Source organism: Paenibacillus sp. B46(2026), assembly GCF_056786355.1.
Genome location: NZ_CM165907.1, coordinates 4,907,106 through 4,926,383, shown reverse-complemented (window position 1 = coordinate 4,926,383; position 19,278 = coordinate 4,907,106). Strand labels below are relative to the sequence as shown.

At 44.9% G+C, this 19,278-nt stretch carries 23 protein-coding genes; 16 read left to right on the top strand and 7 right to left on the bottom strand.

What is annotated here, in order from left to right; genetic code table 11:
- Nucleotides 1–95 precede the first annotated feature (95 nt).
- Nucleotides 96–1,022: an NADP-dependent oxidoreductase gene (locus AC1S8V_RS22060; protein WP_482070771.1), complete on the top strand. Its 927-nt coding sequence runs from the start codon at nucleotides 96–98 to the stop codon at nucleotides 1,020–1,022.
- Here the strand turns inward: AC1S8V_RS22060 and AC1S8V_RS22055 are convergent.
- Nucleotides 1,006–1,641, bottom strand: coding sequence for a type 1 glutamine amidotransferase family protein (locus AC1S8V_RS22055; protein ID WP_482074546.1), 636 nt, complete (start codon nucleotides 1,639–1,641; stop codon nucleotides 1,006–1,008). The genes AC1S8V_RS22060 and AC1S8V_RS22055 overlap by 17 nt on opposite strands.
- Before the next feature lie 87 nt (nucleotides 1,642–1,728).
- On the bottom strand, nucleotides 1,729–2,691 hold the full coding sequence (locus AC1S8V_RS22050; protein WP_482070770.1) for a helix-turn-helix transcriptional regulator: 963 nt from the start codon (nucleotides 2,689–2,691) through the stop codon (nucleotides 1,729–1,731).
- A gap of 144 nt (nucleotides 2,692–2,835) precedes the next feature.
- Between AC1S8V_RS22050 and AC1S8V_RS22045 the strand changes: the two genes are divergently transcribed.
- Nucleotides 2,836–3,573 carry a cyclase family protein gene (locus tag AC1S8V_RS22045; protein WP_482070769.1) on the top strand — a complete coding sequence of 246 codons (738 nt, stop codon included), beginning with the start codon at nucleotides 2,836–2,838 and terminating at the stop codon, nucleotides 3,571–3,573.
- 116 nt (nucleotides 3,574–3,689) lie between these two features.
- Here the strand turns inward: AC1S8V_RS22045 and AC1S8V_RS22040 are convergent, their stop codons facing one another.
- Nucleotides 3,690–3,890 (bottom strand): hypothetical protein, encoded by a 201-nt coding sequence (locus AC1S8V_RS22040; protein ID WP_482070768.1) that lies wholly within the window; start codon nucleotides 3,888–3,890, stop codon nucleotides 3,690–3,692.
- Between the two features lie 207 nt (nucleotides 3,891–4,097).
- Here AC1S8V_RS22040 and AC1S8V_RS22035 point away from each other — a divergent pair, with 207 nt between their 5' ends.
- The 5 genes from AC1S8V_RS22035 (at nucleotide 4,098) to AC1S8V_RS22015 (ending at nucleotide 6,901) form a co-directional block, all read left to right on the top strand.
- Nucleotides 4,098–4,550 (top strand): hypothetical protein, encoded by a 453-nt coding sequence (locus AC1S8V_RS22035; RefSeq protein ID WP_482070767.1) that lies wholly within the window; start codon nucleotides 4,098–4,100, stop codon nucleotides 4,548–4,550.
- 9 nt (nucleotides 4,551–4,559) lie between these two features.
- The gene (locus AC1S8V_RS22030; protein WP_482070766.1) at nucleotides 4,560–4,703 is read left to right on the top strand and encodes a hypothetical protein; all 144 of its coding nucleotides are present in this window, start codon (nucleotides 4,560–4,562) and stop codon (nucleotides 4,701–4,703) included.
- A gap of 86 nt (nucleotides 4,704–4,789) precedes the next feature.
- Entirely contained in the window at nucleotides 4,790–4,930 is a 141-nt protein-coding gene (locus AC1S8V_RS22025) for a hypothetical protein (RefSeq protein WP_482070765.1), read from the top strand.
- Between the two features lie 285 nt (nucleotides 4,931–5,215).
- Nucleotides 5,216–6,202 (top strand): ROK family protein, encoded by a 987-nt coding sequence (locus AC1S8V_RS22020; RefSeq protein ID WP_482070764.1) that lies wholly within the window; start codon nucleotides 5,216–5,218, stop codon nucleotides 6,200–6,202.
- 63 nt (nucleotides 6,203–6,265) lie between these two features.
- Nucleotides 6,266–6,901: a sugar O-acetyltransferase gene (locus tag AC1S8V_RS22015; protein ID WP_482070763.1), complete on the top strand. Its 636-nt coding sequence runs from the start codon at nucleotides 6,266–6,268 to the stop codon at nucleotides 6,899–6,901.
- Nucleotides 6,902–6,977: 76 nt separating this feature from the next.
- On the opposite strand, the gene AC1S8V_RS22010 is transcribed toward AC1S8V_RS22015, so the two are convergent.
- Both AC1S8V_RS22010 and AC1S8V_RS22005 read right to left on the bottom strand, forming a co-directional pair.
- A complete protein-coding gene (locus AC1S8V_RS22010) occupies nucleotides 6,978–7,304 on the bottom strand; it encodes a hypothetical protein (RefSeq protein ID WP_482070762.1) in 327 nt (108 codons plus the stop codon).
- Between the two features lie 16 nt (nucleotides 7,305–7,320).
- Entirely contained in the window at nucleotides 7,321–8,385 is a 1,065-nt protein-coding gene (locus AC1S8V_RS22005; RefSeq protein WP_482074545.1) for a suppressor of fused domain protein, read from the bottom strand.
- 148 nt (nucleotides 8,386–8,533) lie between these two features.
- On the opposite strand from AC1S8V_RS22005, the gene AC1S8V_RS22000 reads away from it, so the two are divergent.
- From AC1S8V_RS22000 to AC1S8V_RS21980, 5 genes are all read left to right on the top strand, one after another.
- Nucleotides 8,534–8,827, top strand: coding sequence for an antitoxin Xre/MbcA/ParS toxin-binding domain-containing protein (locus tag AC1S8V_RS22000; protein ID WP_482070761.1), 294 nt, complete (start codon nucleotides 8,534–8,536; stop codon nucleotides 8,825–8,827).
- A gap of 289 nt (nucleotides 8,828–9,116) precedes the next feature.
- Nucleotides 9,117–10,574 (top strand): glycoside hydrolase family 1 protein, encoded by a 1,458-nt coding sequence (locus AC1S8V_RS21995; RefSeq protein WP_482070760.1) that lies wholly within the window; start codon nucleotides 9,117–9,119, stop codon nucleotides 10,572–10,574.
- A gap of 192 nt (nucleotides 10,575–10,766) precedes the next feature.
- Nucleotides 10,767–12,191 carry a glycoside hydrolase family 1 protein gene (locus tag AC1S8V_RS21990; RefSeq protein ID WP_482070759.1) on the top strand — a complete coding sequence of 475 codons (1,425 nt, stop codon included), beginning with the start codon at nucleotides 10,767–10,769 and terminating at the stop codon, nucleotides 12,189–12,191.
- 233 nt (nucleotides 12,192–12,424) lie between these two features.
- Nucleotides 12,425–13,276 (top strand): BglG family transcription antiterminator LicT, encoded by an 852-nt coding sequence (gene licT, locus AC1S8V_RS21985; protein ID WP_482070758.1) that lies wholly within the window; start codon nucleotides 12,425–12,427, stop codon nucleotides 13,274–13,276.
- Nucleotides 13,277–13,404: 128 nt separating this feature from the next.
- Nucleotides 13,405–15,321 (top strand): beta-glucoside-specific PTS transporter subunit IIABC, encoded by a 1,917-nt coding sequence (locus AC1S8V_RS21980; protein WP_482070757.1) that lies wholly within the window; start codon nucleotides 13,405–13,407, stop codon nucleotides 15,319–15,321.
- A 66-nt stretch (nucleotides 15,322–15,387) separates the two neighbouring features.
- Here AC1S8V_RS21980 and AC1S8V_RS21975 read toward each other — a convergent pair whose 3' ends face one another.
- On the bottom strand, nucleotides 15,388–15,894 hold the full coding sequence (locus AC1S8V_RS21975) for a LysR family transcriptional regulator substrate-binding protein (protein ID WP_482074544.1): 507 nt from the start codon (nucleotides 15,892–15,894) through the stop codon (nucleotides 15,388–15,390).
- Between the two features lie 20 nt (nucleotides 15,895–15,914).
- Between AC1S8V_RS21975 and AC1S8V_RS21970 the strand changes: the two genes are divergently transcribed.
- Nucleotides 15,915–16,772, top strand: a complete 858-nt coding sequence (locus tag AC1S8V_RS21970) for a purine/pyrimidine permease (protein WP_482070756.1) — start codon at nucleotides 15,915–15,917, stop codon at nucleotides 16,770–16,772.
- 82 nt (nucleotides 16,773–16,854) lie between these two features.
- Here the strand turns inward: AC1S8V_RS21970 and AC1S8V_RS21965 are convergent, their stop codons facing one another.
- Nucleotides 16,855–17,232 carry a PilZ domain-containing protein gene (locus tag AC1S8V_RS21965; protein ID WP_482070755.1) on the bottom strand — a complete coding sequence of 126 codons (378 nt, stop codon included), beginning with the start codon at nucleotides 17,230–17,232 and terminating at the stop codon, nucleotides 16,855–16,857.
- A 187-nt stretch (nucleotides 17,233–17,419) separates the two neighbouring features.
- Between AC1S8V_RS21965 and AC1S8V_RS21960 the strand changes: the two genes are divergently transcribed.
- From AC1S8V_RS21960 to AC1S8V_RS21950, 3 genes are read left to right on the top strand one after another with little or no spacing between them, the layout of a single operon-like run.
- Nucleotides 17,420–17,887 carry a DUF6386 family protein gene (locus AC1S8V_RS21960; protein WP_482070754.1) on the top strand — a complete coding sequence of 156 codons (468 nt, stop codon included), beginning with the start codon at nucleotides 17,420–17,422 and terminating at the stop codon, nucleotides 17,885–17,887.
- Nucleotides 17,888–17,918: 31 nt separating this feature from the next.
- Nucleotides 17,919–18,602, top strand: coding sequence for a hypothetical protein (locus AC1S8V_RS21955; protein ID WP_482070753.1), 684 nt, complete (start codon nucleotides 17,919–17,921; stop codon nucleotides 18,600–18,602).
- A 25-nt stretch (nucleotides 18,603–18,627) separates the two neighbouring features.
- Complete coding sequence (locus AC1S8V_RS21950; protein WP_482070752.1) at nucleotides 18,628–19,275, top strand: SMI1/KNR4 family protein; 648 nt, start codon at nucleotides 18,628–18,630, stop codon at nucleotides 19,273–19,275.
- The last annotated feature ends 3 nt before the right edge of the window (nucleotides 19,276–19,278 follow it).

Genomic DNA, 19,278 nt, shown 5'->3' with positions numbered 1-19,278 from the left:
GTGAATTTTTGAATGAATAGGTCAAGTGATTGCTGGGAAAGGGTAATGAAGGGAGAGAGCATAACGATAATCCAATGGAAAGGCTGGGATCTCTTATGAAAGCAATTGTGATTGAGGAATTTGGTGGAGCGGAACAATTGAAGGAACAGGAAGTAACGAAGCCATCATGTGGAGTGAATCAGGTGCTGATCCGAACGCATGCCACGTCGGTCAATCCAGTGGACTTCAAAATCAGACAAGGTCATATGAAAGAAGCAGCGGAGAATTTCCCATTGATTCTGGGCGGTGATGTTGCGGGTACTGTGGCTGAAGCAGGCTCGAATGTCACGCGGTTCAGAGAAGGTGATCGGGTGTTTGCGCGTCCTCGTCAATTCGGAACTTATGCGGAATATGTTGCTGTCGATGCGGATATTATTGCCCGTATACCGGAGAAACTTAGTTTTGAGGAAGCGGCAGCTATCCCGCTGGCTGCAATGACGGCCTGGCAGGCACTTGTGGTTCATGGACGGTTAGCCAAAGGACAGAAGGTACTTATTCATGCGGGTGCAGGTGGTGTGGGAACGTATGCGATTCAGATTGCCAAGTCCCTCGGTGCTGAAGTGGCTTCCACGGCGAGTGAATCGAACGAAGCGTTGCTTCGCTCCTTGGGTGTGGATCATTTTATCAATTATAAAAAAGAAGATTTCTCGGAGATCCTCTCCGGTTATGATGTTGTACTCGACACGATGGGCGGCGATATTCAGTGCGACAGCTTCAAGGTGTTAAAGTCTGGTGGGTATCTGGTATCCTTGGTGGAACAACCGGATGAGAAGCTTGCCAAGGAAGCTGGAGTAACGGCCAACGTATTCATGATGGAGCCCAAAGGGGATCAACTGGATCAGCTGGCTGAACTGGCTGCGGAAGGCAAGCTCAAATCGATTATTGATGGAACCTACCCGCTAACTCAACAGGGAGTAAGGGAAGCACACGAGAAAAGTGAAACCCATCATACCCGCGGGAAACTCGTTATTCAGGTGCAATAGAATTCATCAACTCGTAGAAGTATTTTGACTCATGAGTCTGATACAGATTGAACCAGGCTTGTAATGTTTCTGGTGCAAAGACATCCAGCCTCTTCAGTACATGCATCGCAAATTCTAACGGAGCTATTCCTGATGCAGTAACTACATTTTCATCGGTTACTGCTGGCTCCGTTTGATAATATGTTTCCCCAGTATAATCTGGGCATATCATCTTCAGGTATTCTAAATCATTGCTTGTATGCTGTCTGGAATCCAGTATCCCTATTTTTGCAAGTGCAACAGTGGCACCGCAAATCGCCGCAATAATCGTCCCTTTTTCTATAGAGGCAGCAATTTTTTTCAATAGAGGATCATGGATGGTGTCCATCCAGGTGTTTCCTCCCGGGAGAATGATGACATCATTACTGTTCAATTCACACTCATCAACAGAAATACGAGGGAGTATGTTCAAACCTCCCATTGTTGTAACCGGGTTTTTATCCACACCTACCGTTACGACCTGTAAAGGCTCGATCTCTTTCCTGAAATACCTTCCCGAGTTAAGTTCAGCAGTTAGATATCCTACCTCCCAGTCTGCCATCGTATTGAATACATAAAGATATACGTTCTTCGTATGCATCATACACACCCCTTTTGTCTTTAATGAATAACCAAGTACTCACGTATTATAAAAAAACTTCACTGACATCTTCCGTCAGTAAAGTTTTTAAACTTGATAATAATCAGTGAGGTCATGTAGAACTTCAACCAGTTTGTGCTTTAGACTTATGGGTTCAAGGACTTGAACTGATCTGCCATAGGGCAAAAGTAAGCTCGGGACGTACTTATGCATATGTTCTTGATCTATTAAAAATATAGCTTTCTTAGGAGTCCGTTCTTGGAGGTGATGTCCCAAAAACCAATGCTGACATAGGCTATCGAGCGTACTTGTTTTACCTGTCAGAACCATAGAAATAAATGATTGCGAATTGTTTGCTTCTGGAAGCAGGTTACGAATAAAAAATTCACTTGCCGAAAAATGCGGTGGAGGGTTGAACGTTATTTCTGTCTGGTGAACACGGATGATTCGCTCCACCCTAAAACTGCGAATTTCATTCCGCAAATGACAAAAGGCTATAACATACCAGTTCGTATTCCAGTAGATCATTCCGTAGGGGTCCACAATTCTACGTTTGGGTTGTTCTTCATGACTTGTGTGGTAATCCACTTCTACAGACGATTTGTTTAACACGCTTTGCTCCAATTTCCTCAATATGGGCTCTATCGTTGGTTTTTCAAGGGGGCCTATGACTTTAATCCCTTCGAAATGTTGCTTAATCATGCTCTCCTGTTCTTGATTGGAGTGCATCATAAGCTTTGAAGTTGCGCTATTTAATGCCTCCCCTAAAAAATATCCAGCTTCTTTTGCGAAAACAGCGGCATGAAGTAATGTTTTTTTCTCCTCTACATCAAAAAGAAGAGGACTCTTAATAAAATGATTCAACAGAGTATACCCGCCATGATGACCCGTGTCGGATATAATCGGTACACCACTAGCACAAAGTGCATCGATATAACGGTAAACCGTTCGTATGTTCATTTCTAATTTTTCAGATATTTGTTTTGCCGTAATTTTTCTGCCTGAATTCAGCATCCATAGGATTGCCATCATGTTATCCAGTTTAGACATTAGTTTCACCTCAGAGATTACTATAACATTCATTCCGAAATTCGGGTCTGGATTGGTAGAAGCAAGAGTGGCCTGCTCCCCAATTCTGGTGCAATAAGATATAATAGGAGAAATTTATTCCATTCTGTGCATGAGGTGATTAGGATGTCCAACGAACTCATTGAAGCCATTCAATTGTTAAAAGAAAAGAAGTGGGTGGATCTGACCCATACTTTTGGACCGGACTCTCCACATTTTTCAGCTTTTGAGGCAGCACAATTCGATACACTGTTTGATCACGATCAAGGTTTCTTTGCCCAGAGCTTTAAGTTCCCGGGTCAATACGGGACACATCTTGATGCGCCGATCCACTTCGTTCGGGATACACGGTATCTGGATGAGTTGGGCTTGAAGGAGCTTGTATTGCCACTTGTGGTCATTGACCAGTCCGCCGAAGTAGAGAACAATCCGGATTTCACACTGGATGTGGAGCATATTCTTGAATTTGAAAGAGAGCATGGCGTGATTGAAGCTGGAAGCTTTGTAGCCTTACGTACAGATTGGAGCAAACGCTGGCCTAACCATGAAGCATTTGGTAACAAGGATGATGAGGGCAACAGTCATGCACCTGGATGGTCAGTTCGTGCGCTTATGTTTTTGTTTGAGGAGAGAAAAGTACAAGCCATTGGGCATGAAACCTTTGACACGGATTCGGCCGTGGATTATCAGAAGAATGGGGCACTTCTGGCAGAATATTATGTACTCGCCCAAGACACTTATCAGGTCGAGCTGTTAACGAACCTGGATCAGGTGCCGGCCAAAGGCGCGGTGATCTTCAACATTGTACCGAAGGCGGAGAAAGCATCTGGTTTTCCAGTTCGATCTTTTGCCATTCTGCCGTGAAACTGGGTAGATCAAAAGCTGAAATAGTTAATCACATAAATCAGACACTAACGAAGTCTAAATGATTCACGTATGTAAATAGCAAGGGAGGCGTATTTCGCCTCCTTTTTATGTTGTTACTTTTGATCCGAATAGGGATCTTGATTAAATCTTTGAGAGATTTTTTTCTCTGTTTTCTTACGCCGTATCCAGCGCTTGAGCAAGCCCTCTTCTTTACGTTCCTGCAGTGTTTCCTTTAATCCTTGAATCATAAATTCCGATCTTCGTCTGTCATCCCGACTAATCTCGCGTAATTCCTTAATAAATTTGTCGTCCATATCTGCCTCTCGCTTGTTCAGGATAATTCCATTATACCGAACGTACGTTCTTTTATCAAGTTTTTCCATTACGAATGATTTTTGAGATCAATATAGTGAAAAGAAGCACAGGAACAGTACGTGGCATGTGTGAGAATGGTATTAGAGGGTTTGAGTATAATCCTCCAAGTATGAGGTTGAGAAACCAGAGAACGGAAGGAGAAATTCATGAAGCAGCGTATAGGCAGATCGTGGTTACTCATTTTGATGCATGGAATATTGGGGATTGGGGCGATTGTTGGAGGCATCATTTTAATCATAGACCCATCCGGAAGTATGGTGAATTTGCCCGTATCTTTGTTGCGGTATTCTCCGTTTTCCAGTTTTTTGTTCCCGGGGATCATCCTATTGCTGGTTCTTGGCGTGATGCCTACAATGATTGCGATTTCGCTCATCCGCTACGTTCATTGGGGGCTGGGTGAGAGACTGAATCTCTATCCTGACCGCTATTGGGCTTGGACTTTTTCCTTGTATACGGGGTTTGCTCTCATCATCTGGATTATGGCGCAGGTGTACTGGATTCAGGATGTCTCTATTATTCACTTGGTCTATTTTGCATGGGGAGTGGGTATTCAAGTTGTGACCTTATTGCCTGCTGTACAGCGAATCTATTCGAAATAAACTGCTCGCATGTTGAACAAATGGCTGCCGACAGAATCGTTGAAGATTCTGTCGGCAGCTATTTATTATGGGCATCGAGATGATACGTATTGTTGTGGTCATGCTTCCCGCTTGTATTTTGGACTGAAAAAGGACTCGGACAAATCATATTGACAAAAATGTATCATCCTCGCATACTTACGACATACACTTTATAAAGTTTATTTATTAAGTTTGCTAAAGGAAATGGAGTCAAGCTCATGAGCTATCAGATAGTCGTCGCATATGATGTAACCGTATTGCTACCTCATTGGCTTGCAGAAGCGACCAACCGAAAAATCAAGATTCGCAGGAAGCAGGGAGGTGAGTATGGATGGTCTACGTTATTATGGCAGTTATAATTTGGGCAGGTACCTATGCAAGTATGGCCTTGTCAAAGCAGCCGATGGAAGTGCAGCCTGTGAAGTCGATGGATGATTTGTTTGAATAAACTTTATTATCAACCACAACCGAATGTCTGAACAATGCAGCTCTGCTGATTTCGATCCATTGCCAGCACGATGGAACTCATGTGTTCGAGTAAGGCATTATGTTATGATATGGAGTAAAATTACATCCATACCATTGCTTTGGCTCCATTGAACCAGAGTAGAAACGAGAGGGTTATGAAAAAAGCCAATGCTACAATGATGAAATACATCAATTTGAATAATGTGCGTGAAGTCATGCAGCAGATCGAGACGGCGACCAAACCGCAATTAGCTTCACTCACCAATCTTAGTGTTGTTACCATTAATGCGCTGATACAGGAATTATGTGATGGCGGAGAGTTGTTCCAGGATAAAGTGGTTCCCTCTAACGGCGGTCGTCCTGCTCAGGCATATCGATATAATTATAACTTCAAGCTTGCTTTGGTTCTTTACATCAAAGAGATGAAAGGGCAGGAGTTGATTTCGGCAACGGTCATGAATCTGGAAAATAAGGTTATGTTGAAGGAAGAGAGCATTTTGCCTGCTTTCGATAAACAACATGTGCTGCAACTTATCGCGCGTTTCGTTGCGGAGTATCCGTCCATTGATATGATCGGCATCGGTATTCCGGGGCAAGCCGTGGATGGGGACATCACGGTGAGCAGTCATGAAGAGCTTATCCATTCACACCTGATACGGGAGATCGAGAGCGAGTTCCAACTGAACGTTCTCGTGGAGAATGATGTTAATGCAGCGATTAGCGGATACTGTACACAGCATGCGGATATGAAGGAACGGAGTGTAGCCGGAATTTATTTTCCGAACCGATATCCGCCGGGTATGGGCATGATGTTGAATGGACAGATGATCCGCGGGAAAAACGGGATGTTTGGTGAGATCAAGTATCTTCCTTATTCACCTGATTGGCAACGTGACATGAGCAAAGATGATTTTGTAGTGCAGGTATGTAAAATCCTGCAAACAATTAATGCCGTCGTTGCCCCGCACCAGATTGTCATTTATCAGGAACGTGTGGAGAGAGAAGAACTGGATTTGGCGTGGAAACAGTACGGGAAAGATCATCCCATGCCATCGTTGCCAGAGATTGTACATCAGGACTCGTTTCAACATGATTTCGATGCTGGATTAAGAGAAATGGTTCTTCAGGCGTTGAAGTCAGGCCTTCTATCAAACGCCTTATGACCCACAGGTCATGTCTGTGGATTTTATTTTACAAATTGCAGGAACAAGTGTAGAGGAGGATTCATGATGCGTGAAGAAGAGAGAATCATGAAGGGCATGTTGTTTAGTCCAAGTGATCCGGAATTAAAGATCATCAAAAGGCGGGCCCATAATCTCAGTCAGCGTTACAGTCAGACCTTTGAAGAACAGGCTGAGGAAAGGAATCAGATATTGCAACAGCTACTGGGAGAGATTGGAGAAGGCGGATTTATGCAAGGCCCCATCTTCTTTCATTATGGTGTGCACACTCGGATAGGTCATCATTTCTTTGGCAATTACAATCTGACGATACAAGATGACGCTCAAGTGAGAATCGGGGACTATACCAGTTTTGGACCAAACGTTACGATTGTTACCCCCATTCACCCCATGATTGCCAGCGAGCGGAGACAGATGGTGGACCAGAATGGTGATGTGAAGTCGCTATGTTATGCCAAACCTGTCACGATTGGAAACGATGTATGGATCTCGGCAAACGTCACAGTGTGCGGGGGCGTAACGATTGGAGACGGATGTGTCATCGGAGCAGGTAGCGTGGTGACTCGTGATATTCCACCGCATTCTTTTGCAGCAGGCGTACCGTGCAGAGTTATTCGCAAAATTACTGAAGCGGACAGCATGCGAAATTACCCCGATGTTCTGGCAGATTGCCGTGTGTAAAAAGGCTGTCACCAGGATCTGCAGATGATCTGGTGACAGCCTTTTGTTGTTGTACGTTTACTTGGAGGCGTTATAGTTACTCAAGATCGTTAACTCCACAGCTCTTTGCGGTGAAGATCATACCCGGACATATAGGGGAATGTTCCACCACAGCTTCAAGATCTGAACTGTAATCCATGGAGAGTAACACACCGTCCGGATCTGTAAGTAGAAAAAGATAGGTGCCCGTTAAATTTTCTTTGATATCCGAGATACTGTTCTGGAATGCATGAATTAGGAAATGATTGATTTTGCGAAGCCTGTCCAGACTGGATTTTGGTGAATAGTTGAACGGAGCCGTTCCTGCTACATGCGAGCGAGTAACGGACTCATTGTGCCGTGAGGCAAGTGTAATGGCAGGCATGTGGTTTCCTCCTTGCTCATCCAATCGTTTGAATGACGTGTCCTTCCTGGTCCTTAATCTCTGTCTTAACAATCTGAATGAGGAGATGATCCAATGAAATAATCTCGAATGTCCCTTCAATCGGACGAAGGTTCTGTGCCAGCTCTTCAACAATCTGCTTGTTCACTGTTAGTGTGATTTGTCTATCTGAGTCCGACACTGCTGGATGTTCTCCGGCTTCGAATCGGATATTAATATCCGGTCCGAGCAAGGAAAGAGATTCACCTTTTGACATTCGGCTGCGAAGAATGGTACCGATCAAAACGGCCTGTTTGGCTCCAAGCTGGAGTTTGGCCGGAACCGATTTTTGCAGCAGTCTTTTGCGAGGAGACTCCCAAGCCAGTTGTTGTATGAATAAAAAGGCTGTGCTGGACCCGTCCTGTTCCATTCCATCCTCAACCGCTTGTATAACCGAGGGAATATCTGCGTACGAATTTCTCATGAGATCTGTTACATATTTGGGCATGAAAGGGGAACATGCAGATAGAAAGCCACGCGTATTCCAAGTTTGAATCATCTCCAGTTCACGACCTGAAATACCTACAATCTGGATAAACTTCACTGAACCATTAGGCGTTGATATCTCCGGCAAATCCGGGTCTTCTACAAAAGCGAGCGCTGTCAGCAGTGTATCTGACTCCAGGCAGATCGGACCATTGGCGTCCATATAATCTCCTGGCTGAAATATATTTCCGCTGTTGAACACGTAACGTCCTACATTCTGTAGCAGATTCAGCGCCCAAGCTGGCGGCTCGGTCTCATCTTCATTACGTGTAAGACGAAACGTGAGCTCAAATCCATATCCACTCCTGGATGCATCCTGCATCTCTTTTTCATATAATTCAGAAAAACCGTAGGTGACAAAATGCCAATGATACATAGGTTTATCGACAGCATAGACGCTGATACCATCAAGTGGATCTGGTCCGCCGAGCATATACGGAAGGGCAGTGCCGTAGTGTCTTGGCTCCTGTTCACCGTATAGATCACCGATGGCTTTATCAATCGCATCCCAACCGGACGTATTTTCTTCATGAGTTATGTTCTGAATCCTCCTGTACTCGTCTTTCCCCGAAAAAACATTTAAAATTAAGTCTACCTGTTACAGGAGTGGTTTCAAGCGGCTTTAGGATGAATTGTGTTAAATAGGACCACAGGGTTACAAATGGCGATATGGGGAGTGAAATTACATGAGTATGAAAGGTATTTATTTCAGGGAGTTTAGGCAGGCAAACTGGGACTTATTTTGCGAACGGTTTGAAGAACTTGAACAGAAGAGGGACCCCACTTGGGCAGAACGTGCGCGAGTACAAGGGATTCCGGCGGATATAAGTCGGGTGCTGTGGTGTGAAATGGGGGAGTATGCTTTTGAATGGCTGGCGAAAGATATCCCGGCTTTAGGGGACCAAAGTCCCGCTGCTTACTTGGAAACAGAGGAAGGAGCGCAGGCACTAAGGGCAGCCATTATGCGTATGCCGCGTTAATTTTCCGATGGAGAGAGTGTGCGAACGATCATATGATCCAGTGAAGTTGATTTTGCAAAATAGATATGTTACGCTTACATTACAAGAGCAAACACAACAGAATATGCAATAACATCTTTTGATGGATTGTAACTGTGAAGACAGGCAAAACCTAAACTGATGGTGAAATGAAAGCCCCTTTTTTTTGGTGCTATTTTACCTTGAGTTTAGGTTTTTCTTGTTTTCTGCTCTGAATTACAGTTCGTTACCTGGAAAAACCAAAATAAATTTCGAAAAGAGGTTGTTGTTCATGACCACGGCAAAAAAAGGATTCCCCGAAAACTTCCTATGGGGCGGCGCTACAGCTGCCAATCAATTGGAGGGTGCATTCGATAAGGACGGCAAAGGCCTCTCCACAGCGGACATGATCGCTCATGTTCCTAAAGAGAAGCGTACAGGCGGACATGCCATGGAAATTTCCTCTTCCCGAATCGAAGAGATTCTCTCCGGCAAAATTGAAGAACGTTTCCCGAAACGTTTTGGTATTGATTTCTATCATCACTTTAGAGAAGATATTGCGTTGTTCGCTGAAATGGGTTTCAAAGTTTTCCGTTTGTCCATTCACTGGGCCCGTATTTTCCCGAACGGTTATGACCAAGAGCCGAATGAAGCTGGTTTGAAATTCTACGATGAAGTCTTCGACGAATTGTTGAAATACGGTATTGAGCCGCTCGTTACATTGTCTCACTATGAGACTCCGCTTGGCTTGACGCAAAAATATAACGGCTGGGCTGGCCGTGAAGTGATCCAGCACTATGTTAGATATGCAGAAACGGTGTTCAACCGTTATAAAAATAAAGTGAAATACTGGCTGACGTTTAATGAAATTAACGTAATGCTGTTCAGCCCGTACACTGGTGGCGGCATTCTGATAGATAAAGTGGACAACAAGCTGCAAACCACATATCAAGCGTTACATCACCAATTTGTAGCAAGTGCATTAGTAACAAAGCTTGCACATGAGATTATCCCTGGTTCCCAAGTGGGTTGTATGCTTGCTCGTATGGAAACTTATGCAGCAACATGTAATCCGGTAGATGTTCGTCTGGCTCAACACGAGAATCAGATTAACCTCTTCTTCACGGACATGCATGCTCGTGGTAAGTACCCTAACTACATGGCTCGTTATTTTGAAGAAAACGACATCGTGATCCAAAAAGAAGCAGGCGATGACGAGATCTTGCTCAACAATACCGTTGATTTCATTTCCTTCAGTTACTACATGTCTGTGACCAAATCTGCATCCGCAGGCAAGGAAGAGACGGCGGGTAACCTGACTGGCGGTGTGAAAAACCCATATCTGGAAGCTTCTGATTGGGGCTGGGAGATCGATCCGATCGGTCTGCGCGTAACGCTGAACAACTTCTGGGATCGTTACCAGAAACCATTGTTCATCGTGGAAAATGGTCTGGGTGCATATGACCGTGTTGAAGAAGACGGTTCAATCCATGACTCCTATCGTGTGGATTACCTGAAAAAACACATCGAACAAATGAAAGAAGCCATCAAAGACGGCGTGGATCTGATTGGATTCACAGCATGGGGCCCGATTGACCTGGTAAGCATGTCCACTTCCGAAATGTCCAAACGTTATGGTTTCATCTACGTCGATCTGGATGACGAAGGTAACGGAACACTGAAACGTTCCAAGAAAGATTCGTTCGACTGGTACAAAAACGTGATTGCAAGCAATGGTGAGCAACTGTAGTTCTCCCGTTTTAAGGATTGTTACCGCATAAAAAGCGGGCAAAACCTAACACGAAAGTTGGCATGGAAGGAATCTAATATTCCTGACGGCCCTTTTAGTTGGAGATTGTCCGCTTTTTCCTGTCGGCAAAGGATAGAGCAATGCATTTAAACAAAGAATGAAAATACCGTTAATTAGAGAGGAATGATTGATATGACAACACCATTTCCGAAGGATTTCCTATGGGGCGGCGCTGTAGCAGCCAACCAACTTGAAGGAGCTTATAATACAGATGGCAAAGGCCTGTCTGTCCAAGATGTCATGCCACACGGGATTACAACGCCTAGAACGGAAGGGCCTACAGAGGATAACCTGAAACTGATCGGGATTGATTTTTATAACCGCTACAAAGAAGATGTTAAATTGTTTGCTGAAATGGGCTTCAAAGTATTCCGCACATCCATCGCGTGGTCCCGTATCTTCCCTAAAGGTGATGAATTGGAGCCAAACGAGAAAGGTCTGCAATTCTATGATGACCTGTTCGATGAGTGCCACAAATACGGTATTGAACCACTCGTAACGATCTCTCACTATGAGACACCGCTGCATTTGTCCAAAACGTATGATGGCTGGGTTAACCGTAAAATGATCGAGTTCTATGAGCGGTATGTAACAGTTCTTTTCAACCGTTTCAAAGGCAAAGTGAAATACTGGCTGACGTTCAACGAAATCAACTCCATTCTGGAGGAGCCATTCATGAGCGGCGGAATCTACACGCCAAAAGCAGAACTGTCCAAGCAGGATCTGTACCAAGCGATCCATCATGAACTGGTAGCCAGTGCCTTGGCTGTTAAACTGGGTCATGAAATTATGCCTGAAGCCAAAATTGGCTGTATGGTACTGAGTATGCCCACCTATCCGCTGACACCGAACCCGGATGATGTCGTTGCAGCCATGCATGCAGAACAGCGTAATGACATCTTTGCGGATATCCATGCACGTGGGTACTATCCAAAATACATTAATCGTTATTTCAAAGCGAATAATATCAATATCAAGTTTGAAGACGGCGATGCTGAAATTCTGAAGCATACGGTAGACTTTATCTCGTTCAGTTACTATGTAAGTCTCTGTGAGACAGGTGACCCTCAGAAGCGTATCGAAGGAAAAGGAAACCTGTTCGCAGGTGTGCAGAACCCTTACCTCAAAGCGAGTGAGTGGGGCTGGCAGATTGATCCGCAAGGACTGCGGGTAACCTTGAACAAATACTGGGACCGTTATCAAAAACCATTGTTTATTGTCGAAAATGGTCTGGGTGCTGTAGATGAGCTGATTACTGACGAAAATGGCAATAAAACGGTGAATGATGATTACCGTATCCAATACTTGAATGACCATCTGGTACAGGTGGGCGAGGCTCTTGAGGATGGCGTAGAAGTGATGGGTTATACGTCATGGGGCTGTATTGACCTGGTGAGTGCTTCTACGGCAGAGATGAAGAAACGTTATGGCTTCATCTATGTGGACCGCAACAATGATGGTTCCGGGACACTGGACCGTTACAAGAAAAAATCATTCCATTGGTACAAAGAAGTTATTAGTACTAATGGCTCAAGTCTTAAGAACAACAACGAGTAAATATTGGTTCTGTAAGCATAGTTGTGCAAGCACCTTCTTGTGTCGCATTAACGCACATTAACCGCTTTCACAAAAACATTGTCATATGGATATTTATATGGTAAGATGGGCCTAAGGCTAATGAATACTGGATTGTTACTGTTCAATCAGGCAAAACCAGAAGCGGGGCATATTTCGTGACCTGCTTTGGTTTTGCCTTTTACTACTTTGACGGTGCAAGGTGATGTGAAGAAATGAAAATTGAGAAGGTGCTGAACAACAACGTAGTTACCGTGATTGATCCGGGAGGAAACGAACTGGTCGTTATGGGACGTGGAATTGCCTTCAAAAAGCATACTGGTGAATCAATAGACGAGAGTCTCGTCGAAAAAATATTCTCGTTAGAAAGCAAGGAAGTATCACAGAAACTGAAAACGCTTCTGTCTGATATTCCAGTTGAATATGTCGAGTGCTCGGATGAAATTATCCGTTATGCCGAGACGGTGTTAGGTGAGAAGTTGCACGAAAGCATCTACATTTCACTGACGGATCATATTCATTTTGCCATTGATCGACATCGTCAAGGACTGCAGATCCGTAATGCACTATTTTGGGAGATCAAGCGCATGTACCGGAAGGAATATGCCATTGGACTCAAGGCGCTACAGATTATTGAGGAAACGTTAGGTGTCCTGCTTCCCGAAGACGAATGCGCATTCATTGCAATGCATCTGGTTAATGCCCAGATGAACGGTGAGATGAGGGAAACCATCAGCATTACGAACATCGTTAAGGACATTCTTAATATCGTAAGACGTAGCTTTGTGATCGAGCTTGACGAAGATTCACTGAGTTATTATCGTTTTTTAACTCATCTGAAGTTCTTTGCCCAACGTGTGTTGCAAGGAATGGCGATTGAAGATAAAGAAGAAGATAATCCGCTTCATGACTTGGTAAGCAAACAATATCCGGAAGCACATGCATGTGCAGTAAGGATCAGTGACTATACGCGTAAGATCTATAGTCGGGTGTTATCCAAGGAAGAAATACTGTATCTGACCATTCACATTGAACGAGTTGTCAGAAATGAACAAACAATCGAATAAAATTGGGATTGTTACTGCTAAAAAGGCAAAACCTAAACGTTGAATAATGATAAGCTTTTCTGCTTTGTCATTATTCAGTGTTTAGGTTTTTTTTTAACCTTCATTACACATAAAAGGAGCAAAACACAATGGATAAACAACAATTGTCCAAGGATATTTTGAAGCTTGTTGGTGGCGAAGAGAATATCGATCAAGTCACACACTGTATGACAAGACTCAGATTTAACCTGAATGACAACAAAAAAGCGGACAAAGCGACGCTGAAAAATACACCAGGCGTTATGGGTGTTATGGAGAACGGTGGACAGTTCCAGGTTATCATCGGGAACGATGTACCTGTGGTGTATAACGCACTTGTTGGCAACATGTCCAAATCTCCAAACGCAGATAATGCAACATCAAGTGCTTCAACTGGAGAGAAGAAAAAGAGAAATCCGGTAAGTGCGTTGTTCGACTTCATCTCAGGTATGTTTACACCAATCCTGCCTGCGATTACGGGTGCAGGTATGATCAAAGGGATCGTAGCCATCCTTGTCGCACTTGGATGGTTGTCCGATACTAGTTCAACCTATATCATTTTGTCGGCGATTGGTGACGGTGCATTCTACTTCCTGCCGATCATTCTGGCAATCAGTGCTGCACGTAAACTGGGTAGCAATATGTATATTGCCGCAGCGCTCGCAGCAGGGATTATGCACCCGAGCATTACAGCATTGCTGGCCGATGGTCACAACTCATCTTTTATGGGGATTACAGTCATAGCGGCAACGTATTCATCTACAGTTATTCCGATTGTTCTGGCAGTTTGGATTGCTTCATATGTAGAAAAAGCTGTTGATCGTGTTGTACATGCTTCACTTAAGTTACTCATTGTTCCAACGGTTACCCTGTTAATTATGGTTCCTCTGACGTTGATGACTGTTGGACCACTGGGTACCGTTCTTGGTAATGGTTTGTCTGGTGGTATTGCATGGTTGTTCGACAACATGTCCATCTTCGCAAGTATTCTGATTGGTGGTACGATGTCACTGCTAATCATCACAGGTATGCACTATGCACTGTTGCCAATCATTGTTGGTTCGATGACATCACTGGGTTACGATTTTATTATTCCACTGATGTTTGCAGCTAACCTGGCACAAGGTGGTGCAGCATTTGGTGTGGGTCTGAGATCGAAAAATGCTAAAACCAAATCGCTTGCTTATTCCACGGGTCTTACGGCTATTATGGGTATTACGGAGCCAGCCATGTACGGGATTAATATGAAATTCAAAAAACCATTTATTGCAGCGCTTAGCGGTGGAGCTATTGCTGGTGCGTTTATGGGAATCTTCAATGTTAAAGCATATGTACTTGCAGGTCTTGTAGGTCTGCCGAGTATAGCAGCATTTATCAGCCCGGCAATTAGCACATTGATCTATGCTCTGGTTGGTGGTTTAATTGCCATCGTAGCGGCAGCGATCATTACGTATATCTTGGGCTTCCAAGAGGATAATGCACCACAACCGGTTGCGGCTACCCCATCTGCTACACCTACAACACCAGCATCAACAACTTCTGCTCCTACTGTAGCTGAAGAAGCAAAAGCGCAGGATGAGCAAGTATTCAGCCCGATCACAGGTGAAGTTAAGCCGCTGAGCGAAGTGCCAGACCCTGCATTCTCCGAAGAGATTATGGGTAAAGGATTTGCGATTCAACCATCTGAAGGACGCGTGGTTTCTCCAATCAACGGTACCGTGTTCTCGTTATCGAAGAGCGGACATGCCATTGGTCTGGTAAGTGATACTGGAGCAGAGATGTTGATTCATATCGGGATTGATACCGTGAAGCTGAAAGGTCAATTCTTCTCACCTAAAGTTCAAGCAGGTGTGAAGGTAACCGTAGGTGATGTACTCATGGAGTTTGACCGGGAACAGATCGAAAAAGCCGGTTACACGACAATTACACCAGTCATTATTACGAACATGCATCAATATGAGTCCATTGAGTCTGCTGGTCGCACTACGATCAAAGAAAAAGACTTGTTGTTCACAGCGAAAGCTTAACCATAAAAATGAAACAGCAGCTTCACCGGAATGTAATCCGGTAAAGCTGCTGTTTTTTTGCTTATTTTATACCACGGGAAACATACTCTGCACCAATTGCACAAAGTGTTGTGCGGGCTTGGACAGATAGCGGTTCTGAAGCCAGACCAGCGCTGAGCCGACAGTTGAATGCTGATCCTGAATGCGGTATATGTGGAAAGGGTGCTCTTGGTATAGCTGCAGTACCGTGTGTGGCACGATGGAACTGGCGAAGCCGAGCCGGACCAGCTCCAGCAACATATTAATGTCTGAGCACTCGCCCATGATGGAGGGGGTAACCTGATGCTCCCGGAATTTGTCCAGAATCAGCTCAAACATGCCGAGTCCCTCTGTACTTGGAAGTAATAGAGGGATGCCTGTCAGCTGCTCAAAATAAGTCCCCATGCCTGCCTCTATCCCTATTACCGTCGCAGCGCCCAGTAGTGGTGTCGATGAAATGTAGAAGAGTGGCTCCTGTGGCAGATGGAGCACCTCATAGCGTTCTGTCTGGACGGGCATGCGTACACAGGCGAGCTCAACTTTGCCATCTTCCAGTAATCGGCTTATTCAAAGGCATGATAGGATATACGGAGTTTGGCCGATTCGATCTGCCCGTTGCCGCGCTATCCGTTGTCATTGCATTTCTGGTGGCATGGATTCAATTAAAGGGTGGGGGGAAACTGGGGAACTACGCAATCCTGATTGGGATTGTGGCAGGCTGGATCGCCTATAGTCTATTTTTTCCCGGGCAGCATGGTGGACAGCCAAATCAAACGCCAACAGGCCTAACGCTGTTTCCATGGGGAGCACCCAGATGGGAACCGGGCATTGTCATTACTGCTTTCTTCGTGGGGATGGTGAATATGACGAATTCGATCACCACATTAAGCACAGTCGAAAAACTATACCGGACAGAGACGACAAGCTGTCAATATCGGCGTTCATACGCATTTACGGGTCTGTTCACGATGTTGTCAGCCTGTGTAGGTGTGCTGCCATTTGGTTTATTTGCATCTTCCATCGGATTTCTGGAGAGTACTCGTATTCTGCGTCGTGCTGCCTTTATTATTGGAGCAGGCTTACTATGTATGATGGGTCTTACACCTTCTATCACGGCATTCTTTGCACAAATACCACCAAGCGTAGGCAGTGCTGTTCTATTTGTAGCGTATCTGCAGATGTTCGGCACGGCATTAAGAACGCTTGAAGGTGCGACGTTTAATTCGAAAACGATCTATCGTGTAGCGCTGCCGGTCCTCACTGGAGTTGCTGTCATGAATATTCCTGCTGAAGCCTTTCAAACGTTGCCCATGTATCTCATTCCGATTATAAGCAACGGTCTCGTCATTGGGGTATTGGTCTCACTAGTTCTTGAAAAAACCGTGAACTGGTCCAAAATGGAACAACCAGTGACAGCCAGTAAAGCGGCATAAAGAGTCTCATCATGCGAACAGTCCAATTTGATTGGGCTGTTTATTTATTTTTTTTTTGTTATCAGGCTATATGGCTATTTCACTATTTCACGATAATTTTGCCTTGTCCTGCAAGCATTCGCATCTCTCGGGAGAGACGGTCCTGGTTCCCATCCTGCATTTCGAGTTGAACACCATAGTGCCATGAGGTATTTTTTTCTTGACCCCAGCGGAGAGTGCCTTCCATATATAGAGGGTCTTCGAATAGCAACATATTCATTCCAATTCGAATATCGTTATTCTCTACAGGAAGGGACAGCGGAAATGACAGCTGACAGCCGGATCGACTGATATCGCATAGTTCAGCCTGAATGGGCTTGGGTGGTGCGTTGACTCCGTTGATGCTGAGAATATAGATCTCAAAGTTGATTGGTTCTTTCAATGTGTAGCGAAAGGGTTCTTTTCTATTGTTAATTGACATGGCTTGGCTTCCTCCATCAGGTTCAAAAAAAGTCAGTTATGCTTATATCGACCATTTGGAGCGAGAAATGAAGAGTTGCGAAAGCAGAGATGGTCCATGGGTTCCTTTTACACGTGTATCAGGCTTGATATAATGATGGAATATATTTCTGAGGACAGACCTGAATCAGACAGAAGGGACGGGGAATATGAGAGGAACATTTCAAATGGTTACAGATACGGCAACCTTGTGCCTGTATGATTTAGCAGCGTTAAAGCACCGTGCCCAGGATACCTCGGACTGGTGGTCCATTCCAGAAGATGAGCTGACTGAGGTGAATGCAGGCCATTGTCTGTTCTTCAATCTGGGTGCGGATGGAGTGTATGAGGTGGAATGGAGCCTGGAGGATGCAGAGGTGGAATCAGATTCAGATCACGTAGCGGAACGGGAAAAGGTGTATCATCTGCAAGTTCCGTCTGGGCACGTCTATCTGGGAGCGGCGGATGATGTCACTGGTGGTGAATTGGAGCCGGATGAGACGTGTGAAGGGGTTCTGTTTCATTTAAAGCCCGGAAATTATGCGTGTATCGTCTCCAGAGAAGCCAGTCGGATCGTGATTGTCATGAAACCAAGTAATCAGGGAAATAACACGCTGGAAGGATTAATTCGAATTTAATATACATATGTGAAAAACAGGAGGGATTCATATGCAGGATTGGAACGAGACAACCATGATGAATGCAGATGCCCTACGGAAACGGATAAGGATACTCGCTGCACTGGATATCATTTTTTCGAAGGAAGAATGGCTACGGGTACATCATTATGAAGTTGAACTTCAGCCAGGTGTGGCATGGGGAAGCATCAATAACGGCGCAGGTGATCATCTGCATGTATTGTTTACGAACTCAGGCACGTTGATCAAAGGATTTGATCATGAGTCACCTTTAAGCCCGCATGCTCGTGAGGATGGTGAGATCTACCCAGGCATGTACGATGAAGTGCCAGAGACACTGATGGCTGTTCTGCGAGATCAGGAGGAAACATTGGATCTGGAGGATGTGACCTTTTGCCTATGGCAGGAAGGGAACGACTTGCCATGGAAGGTTGGTAACTGGATTCAGCTGACGATGGCCGAGGAAGACGAAGTGGACGCCAGAGGTGGCGCAGAATTTTTGCTGGGGTACATGAATAAGAACTCGGAAGATTACGTTGATTGGGCCAAAGGGTACTATGACTTACAGGAATTGTCGCTAGAAGCCGTAGCTGAAGTATATGAAGAAAAACCGGTGACCGCTAGCCTGATTAAGCAGTTGTGTCCTGAGCGAGATGTGGCAGCCGCACTGGATGAGTTGCAGCAACGCGGGTACGCCGTGGAACAAACGCAATAGAGTAGCCAAGGAGGAAAGGTAAGCCATGATCAATCTACAACTGGAACGAATGCGTGAAAAGTTGATCACTCTCCGAAGTCTGGACCCGGATCTGGACCTGTTCGGCGCAGAAAACCATGAATATGAAATGGCGTCTGTGTGGACGCAGAAGGATATCGTGCAATTTGAACAGAAATGGCGAATTGAGTTGCCGGAGGACTATAAGGTATGGCTTCTTCATATGGGAACGGGTGGTGCAGGACCTTATTATGGTCTGGAAAACCCGGATGATGGCGTATACGCTGTGCTTGGTTATGATGATGAGCTGAATGTGATCTCGGACCCTTTTCAATTCACGGAAGCTTGGAACTGGAACTATGACTGGTTCGAAGACAGCAAGGAAGAAGAGGAATGGGAAGCACTGGAACATGAATATCTTGATCCAAAGTGGTCAGCAGGCATGCTGCGCATCAGTGATTTTGGTTGTGGCATCTCCATGAATCTGATTGTTAAGGGGGCCTCCTACGGAGAGATCTGGGTTGATGACCGGGCTAACCGCAATGGAATTTATCCTGATCAGTACTGGGGCAATACGAATCGACTGCATTTTCTGGACTGGTATGAGTTGTGGTTGGATCGTTCGATCCATCAAATGCATGAACAAAAGCAATCATCTGGAGCGAACCAAGTCTGAAGG